Source organism: Pseudoalteromonas sp. 3D05 (assembly GCF_002723455.1).
Lineage (GTDB): Bacteria > Pseudomonadota > Gammaproteobacteria > Enterobacterales > Alteromonadaceae > Pseudoalteromonas.
This window is the reverse complement of the sequence record NZ_PDUS01000019.1, coordinates 27,539-33,017: the sequence shown is the minus strand read 5'-3', so window position 1 is coordinate 33,017 and position 5,479 is coordinate 27,539. Positions and strand designations below refer to the sequence as shown.

At 43.2% G+C, this 5,479-nt stretch carries 7 protein-coding genes; all 7 read left to right on the top strand.

Annotation, left to right across the window (positions count from 1 at the left end):
• Nucleotides 1-85 precede the first annotated feature (85 nt).
• The 7 genes from iscR to fdx all read left to right on the top strand — a co-directional run bounded on the left by iscR (nucleotide 86) and on the right by fdx (nucleotide 5,438).
• Nucleotides 86-577 (top strand): Fe-S cluster assembly transcriptional regulator IscR, encoded by a 492-nt coding sequence (gene iscR / locus CSC79_RS16410; RefSeq protein ID WP_099296828.1) that lies wholly within the window; start codon nucleotides 86-88, stop codon nucleotides 575-577.
• Nucleotides 578-599: 22 nt separating this feature from the next.
• The gene (locus tag CSC79_RS16405) at nucleotides 600-1,817 is read left to right on the top strand and encodes an IscS subfamily cysteine desulfurase (RefSeq protein ID WP_099296827.1); all 1,218 of its coding nucleotides are present in this window, start codon (nucleotides 600-602) and stop codon (nucleotides 1,815-1,817) included.
• Between the two features lie 40 nt (nucleotides 1,818-1,857).
• Entirely contained in the window at nucleotides 1,858-2,241 is a 384-nt protein-coding gene (gene iscU / locus CSC79_RS16400; RefSeq protein WP_087533305.1) for a Fe-S cluster assembly scaffold IscU, read from the top strand.
• A gap of 9 nt (nucleotides 2,242-2,250) precedes the next feature.
• Nucleotides 2,251-2,574, top strand: a complete 324-nt coding sequence (iscA, locus tag CSC79_RS16395) for an iron-sulfur cluster assembly protein IscA (protein ID WP_058560437.1) — start codon at nucleotides 2,251-2,253, stop codon at nucleotides 2,572-2,574.
• A 75-nt stretch (nucleotides 2,575-2,649) separates the two neighbouring features.
• Nucleotides 2,650-3,177: a co-chaperone HscB gene (gene hscB, locus CSC79_RS16390; RefSeq protein WP_099296826.1), complete on the top strand. Its 528-nt coding sequence runs from the start codon at nucleotides 2,650-2,652 to the stop codon at nucleotides 3,175-3,177.
• A gap of 49 nt (nucleotides 3,178-3,226) precedes the next feature.
• On the top strand, nucleotides 3,227-5,089 hold the full coding sequence (gene hscA, locus CSC79_RS16385; protein WP_099296825.1) for a Fe-S protein assembly chaperone HscA: 1,863 nt from the start codon (nucleotides 3,227-3,229) through the stop codon (nucleotides 5,087-5,089).
• A 10-nt stretch (nucleotides 5,090-5,099) separates the two neighbouring features.
• Entirely contained in the window at nucleotides 5,100-5,438 is a 339-nt protein-coding gene (gene fdx, locus CSC79_RS16380; protein ID WP_099296824.1) for an ISC system 2Fe-2S type ferredoxin, read from the top strand.
• Nucleotides 5,439-5,479 lie beyond the last annotated feature (41 nt).

Here is a 5,479-nt window from a genome sequence, read left to right as displayed (position 1 = left end):
TAGCTGATAGCTGATAGCTTCTAAGATAATACTTGACTATTTTACTCTGGTAATTAAAATTTGCACTCTTTTGTGCGGGGGCTCTATGAAGTTAACATCAAAAGGCAGATATGCCGTTACAGCTATGCTCGATGTTGCACTACATGCAAATGTAGGTGCCGTACCCCTTGCCGATATTTCAGAACGACAAGAGATTTCTTTGTCATACCTTGAACAATTATTTGCCCGTTTACGTAAAAATGGTTTAGTAAGTTCAGTGCGTGGTCCAGGTGGGGGTTATTTACTTGGTCGCGACTCAAGCACAATTTCAGTCGGCGATGTGATAAGCGCCGTTGATGAATCAGTCGATGCAACGCGCTGTCACGGCGCAACAGGCGGATGTCAAAGTGGCATGCGTTGTTTGACCCACACATTATGGTCAGACTTAAGCACGCGGATTGAAGACTTTTTAAATGGTATTACCCTTGCTGAATTGGTTGAGAAATCTGACGTTAAAGAAGTCGCATCTCGCCAAGATAACAGCGTTAATAATGCAATTAAGCAATTGGAAAATATTCAAGTAAGCTGTCAACTATAAGTTGGCGCCAGCGGAGATAGAAATGAAGTTACCGATTTATTTAGATTACGCAGCAACCACGCCAGTTGACGAGCGTGTTGCAAAAGAAATGATGCAATGCCTAACAATGGATGGCAATTTTGGTAACCCTGCATCACGTTCACACCGTTTTGGTTGGCAAGCTGAAGAAGCAATCGATCAGGCGCGTACTGATATTGCTGATCTCATTAATGCAGATCCACGTGAAATCGTTTTCACGTCGGGCGCGACAGAGTCAAACAACCTTGCAATTAAAGGGGCTGCACAGTTTTACAAAAAGAAAGGTAAGCATGTAATTACCGCTAAAACTGAGCACAAAGCTGTTATCGATACGTGTCGTGAACTTGAGCGTCAAGGTTTTGAAGTAACTTATATGGACGTTGAAGAAAACGGCCTACTTGACCTTAAAAAGCTTGAGCAAACAATGCGTGAAGACACCGTATTAGTTAGCATCATGCACGTGAATAACGAGCTAGGTGTGATTCAAGACATCGCGACAATTGGCGAAATGTGTCGTGAACGCAAAATCATGTTCCATGTCGATGCTGCGCAAAGTGCGGGTAAAGTGTTAATCGATATTCAACAGCTTAAAGTTGATTTTATGTCGTTCTCAGCGCACAAAGCATATGGCCCTAAAGGGATTGGCGCGTTGTACGTTCGTCGTAAACCTCGTGCTCGCCTTGAAGCGCAAATGCACGGTGGCGGCCATGAGCGTGGTATGCGTTCTGGTACTCTTGCAACTCACCAACTTGTTGGTATGGGTGCTGCATTTAGAATTGCAAAACAAGATTTTGAAAAAGATCATGCTCACATCAGTGCGCTACGTAAGCGTTTAATTGATGGCATTATGGCTGATATGGACGAAGTGTATTTCAATGGTGCGCAAGACCAATCAGTACCAGGAATTGTTAACATCAGCTTTAATTTTGTTGAAGGTGAATCGTTATTAATGGCTGTTAAAGATATTGCTGTATCATCAGGCTCTGCCTGTACATCAGCAAGCTTAGAGCCTTCTTATGTATTGCGTGCGCTTGGCCGCAATGACGAATTAGCACATAGCTCAATTCGTTTCAGCATCGGCCGTTTTACCACCGAAGAAGAGATTGATTATACCGTCAATTTAATGAAAAACTCTATCGGTCGCTTACGTGAGATGTCTCCTTTATGGGAAATGCATCAAGAAGGTGTTGATTTAGATTCAGTTGAGTGGGCACATCATTAATTGATGGGCACACCCACTAGCAGGTAGTGAGGATAGTATTATGGCGTATAGTGATAAAGTAATTGATCATGTTGAAAACCCACGTAACGTAGGTGTTTTAGACAAAAACGATCCATCAGTTGCAACTGGTATGGTTGGCGCACCAGCATGTGGTGACGTAATGAAGCTGCAAATTAAGGTATCTGATACCGGTGTTATCGAAGATGCTAAATTCAAAACATATGGTTGTGGTAGTGCAATTGCCTCTTCATCACTTGTAACAGAGTGGGTGAAAGGCAAAACACTAGACGAAGCTGCAACGATTAAAAACACTGATATCAGTGCTGAGCTTGAGTTACCGCCAGTGAAAATTCACTGTTCGATTTTAGCCGAAGACGCTATCCAAGCAGCAATTGCAGATTACAAAAGTAAACAAGCGAAGTAAGAGATAACCATGGCAGTGACATTGACAGATGCGGCAGCAAACCGCGTAGAATCATTTTTAGCAAATCGCGGTAAAGGCCTAGGCCTGCGCGTTGGCATTAAAACGACGGGCTGTTCAGGTCTTGCTTATGTTCTTGAGTTTGTAGACGATTTATCTGAAGGCGACGAAGTATTTGAATCCCAAGGGGTAAAAGTAATCGTTGATGCTAAAAGCTTAGTATACATTGATGGTACAGAGCTTGATTACACGAAAGAAGGTTTGAATGAAGGGTTTAAGTTTATTAACCCGAATCAAGCTGACGAGTGTGGTTGTGGCGAAAGCTTTACAGTTTAATCGCTCATTGCAATTGTATTCTTAAGCCCTGCACCTGTAGGGCTTTGTTCTATCTGAAATTTATATGGTTTGATAATGCGCTATTTTGAGTTGTTTGCAATACCTGTTGATTACCAAATTGATTTGGCAACAGTCAATAAAAACTACCTAGAGCTACAGCGTGCCGTTCATCCAGACCGACACGCAAATAGCAGCAGCCGCGACAAATTATTAGCAGTGCAAAATGCTGCTGAAATTAATGATGCACTACAAACACTTAAGCACCCGGTAAAACGTGCCGAATACATGCTAAGTGAGCTCGGTGTTGATATTCGTGCTGAACAACAAACCCTGCAAGACCCGCTATTCTTAATGCAACAAATGGAACTACGTGAAGAGCTTGAAGAGTTAAGCTCAAGTAGTGATCCAGATGCAGCCATTAACCAGTTTGAGCAGCAAATAAAACAACTCGATAGTCAATACAGTGCACAACTTGCAGCACAGCTGGCAAGTGATGATGAACAGCAATGGCAGCTAGCGGCAGATAACATTCGTAAGCTTAAGTTTGTTTATAAATTACGTGATGAACTAGAACGTATTGAAGATAGTTTATTCGACGATTAATTTTTTAACTTACTCATTAAAGTAAGTAAAAGCGAGTTAAAAGAGCATTATGGCATTATTGCAAATTGCTGAGCCGGGGCAGAGCGCGGCACCACATGAACATAAGTTAGCCATAGGTATCGACCTTGGTACAACCAACTCATTAGTCGCGACGGTACAAAGCGGTGAAGCACGCACATTAACCGATGTGGCTGGGGCTGCTATGTTGCCTTCAGTAGTACGTTATCAAGCTGATAGTGTTACAGTCGGTGAGCACGCAGCGCAAGCCGCTACGCAAGACCCAGCAAATACGCTTATCTCTGTGAAACGCTTTTTAGGCAAAACTCAAACAGAAATACAACAAAGCTACGGCCAATTACCTTATGATTTTTGCGAGCATGATGGCGCGTTAACAATCACTACTTCAGCAGGTAATATCAGTCCAATCACTGCTTCTAGTGATATTTTAAAAGCACTTAAACAACGTGCAGAAGAAAGCTTTGCAGGGCAAGATATTTTAGGTGCCGTGATCACCGTGCCTGCCTATTTTGATGACGCACAGCGCCAAAGCACAAAAGATGCGGCAGAGCTTGCTGGTATCAATGTACTGCGCTTATTAAACGAACCAACAGCAGCAGCTGTGGCCTACGGTTTAGATTCGGGTCAAGAAGGCATTATTGCTGTTTATGACTTAGGTGGCGGCACGTTCGATATTTCTATCCTGCGTTTGAACCAAGGTGTATTTGAGGTGTTGGCTACTGGTGGTGATTCAAGCCTAGGTGGTGATGATTTTGATTCATTATTAGTGGATCACTTTAAACGTGAAACTGGCGTAATGAATTTATCGCCCTCAGTACTTCGTTTATTCATCAATAAAGCCAAGGCGTGTAAAGAAGCATTAAGCCAATACGCAAAAGTGAATGTTGGCCTTGAATTTGACGACGAAAAACACATGGTCGAAGTCACCCGCGAAAAGTTTGAAGAACTGGCAATGTCGTTAGTTAAAAAAACACTGCGTTCGTGCCGACGTGCAGTTAAAGATGCAGGCATTGTTAATGATGAAGTGTTGCAAGTAGTTATGGTCGGCGGTTCGACTCGTATGCCGATTGTACGCAGCCAAGTCGCTGAGTTTTTTAACAAAGAGCCACTAACTTCGATTGACCCAGATCGCGTTGTTGCCTTAGGTGCAGCATTGCAGGCTGACGTATTGGTAGGTAATAAACCAGATTCAGATATGCTACTGCTTGACGTACTCCCTTTGTCACTTGGTCTTGAGACCATGGGTGGCTTGGTTGAGAAAATCATTCCACGCAACACCACGATCCCTGTTGCACGTGCACAAGAATTCACCACATTCAAAGATGGCCAAACAGCCATGTCATTGCATGTGCTACAAGGCGAGCGTGAACTGGTTGATGATTGTCGCTCATTAGCTAAATTTAGCTTAAAAGGCATACCAGCAATGGCTGCTGGTGCAGCGCATATTCGGGTCACCTTTAAAGTGGATGCCGATGGTTTACTGAGTGTGTCAGCCATGGAAAAGTCGACTGGTGTACAAGCTGACATTCAAGTAAAACCGTCATTTGGTTTATCAGATGACCAAGTAGCAAATATGCTTAAAGAGTCAATGACAAACGCCAAAGATGATATGCAAGCACGCATGCTCAAAGAGCAGCAAGTAGAAGCGCTGCGTGTTATTGAAGCACTTGAAGCGTCACTAGCTACAGATAGCCAATTGCTTGATGAAGCAGAGCTTAGTATGTTAAAAACTGAAATAGCTGCGCTCGCTGCTATTCGTGAGTCAGCCGTTGAGCCAAGTGATATTAAAGCAGCCATTGAAAAAGTGGATAACGCCAGTAGCGTGTTCGCTGAAAGAAGAATGGATGCATCGATTAAAAAAGCACTGCAAGGGCAGTCAGTAGACAACGTTTAAAGAGGTTAGAATGCCACAAATTATTTTTCTTCCCCATCCGGAATTATGTCCTGACGGCGCAGCAATCGAAGGGCCAACAGGTGAAACGGTACTTAACGTTGCTTTAAAAAACGGTATCAGTATTCCACACGCCTGTGAAAAATCATGTGCGTGTACAACGTGCCACTTAGTTATTCGCGAAGGCTTTGACTCGCTAGATGAAAGCGATGACTTAGAAGACGACATGCTAGATAAAGCGTGGGGTTTAGAGCCCGAGTCACGTCTTGGTTGCCAAGCAATCATTAAAGATGAAGACCTTGTGGTTGAAATACCAAAATACAATCTCAATATCGTTAATGAAGAGCATTGATTTAAAGCAGTAAGCTTTGAGCCGTCAGCCGTCAGCCGTCA

Bases quoted from the DNA above. Each gene is read 5' to 3' on its own strand.
- CSC79_RS16405 (WP_099296827.1), top strand. From the start codon at position 600: ATGAAGTTACCGATTTATTTAGATTACGCAGCAACCACGCCAGTTGAC.
- iscA (WP_058560437.1), top strand. From the start codon at position 2,251: ATGGCAGTGACATTGACAGATGCGGCAGCAAACCGCGTAGAATCATTT.
- hscB (WP_099296826.1), top strand. From the start codon at position 2,650: ATGCGCTATTTTGAGTTGTTTGCAATACCTGTTGATTACCAAATTGAT.
- iscR (WP_099296828.1), top strand. From the start codon at position 86: ATGAAGTTAACATCAAAAGGCAGATATGCCGTTACAGCTATGCTCGAT.
- iscU (WP_087533305.1), top strand. From the start codon at position 1,858: ATGGCGTATAGTGATAAAGTAATTGATCATGTTGAAAACCCACGTAAC.
- hscA (WP_099296825.1), top strand. From the start codon at position 3,227: ATGGCATTATTGCAAATTGCTGAGCCGGGGCAGAGCGCGGCACCACAT.
- fdx (WP_099296824.1), top strand. From the start codon at position 5,100: ATGCCACAAATTATTTTTCTTCCCCATCCGGAATTATGTCCTGACGGC.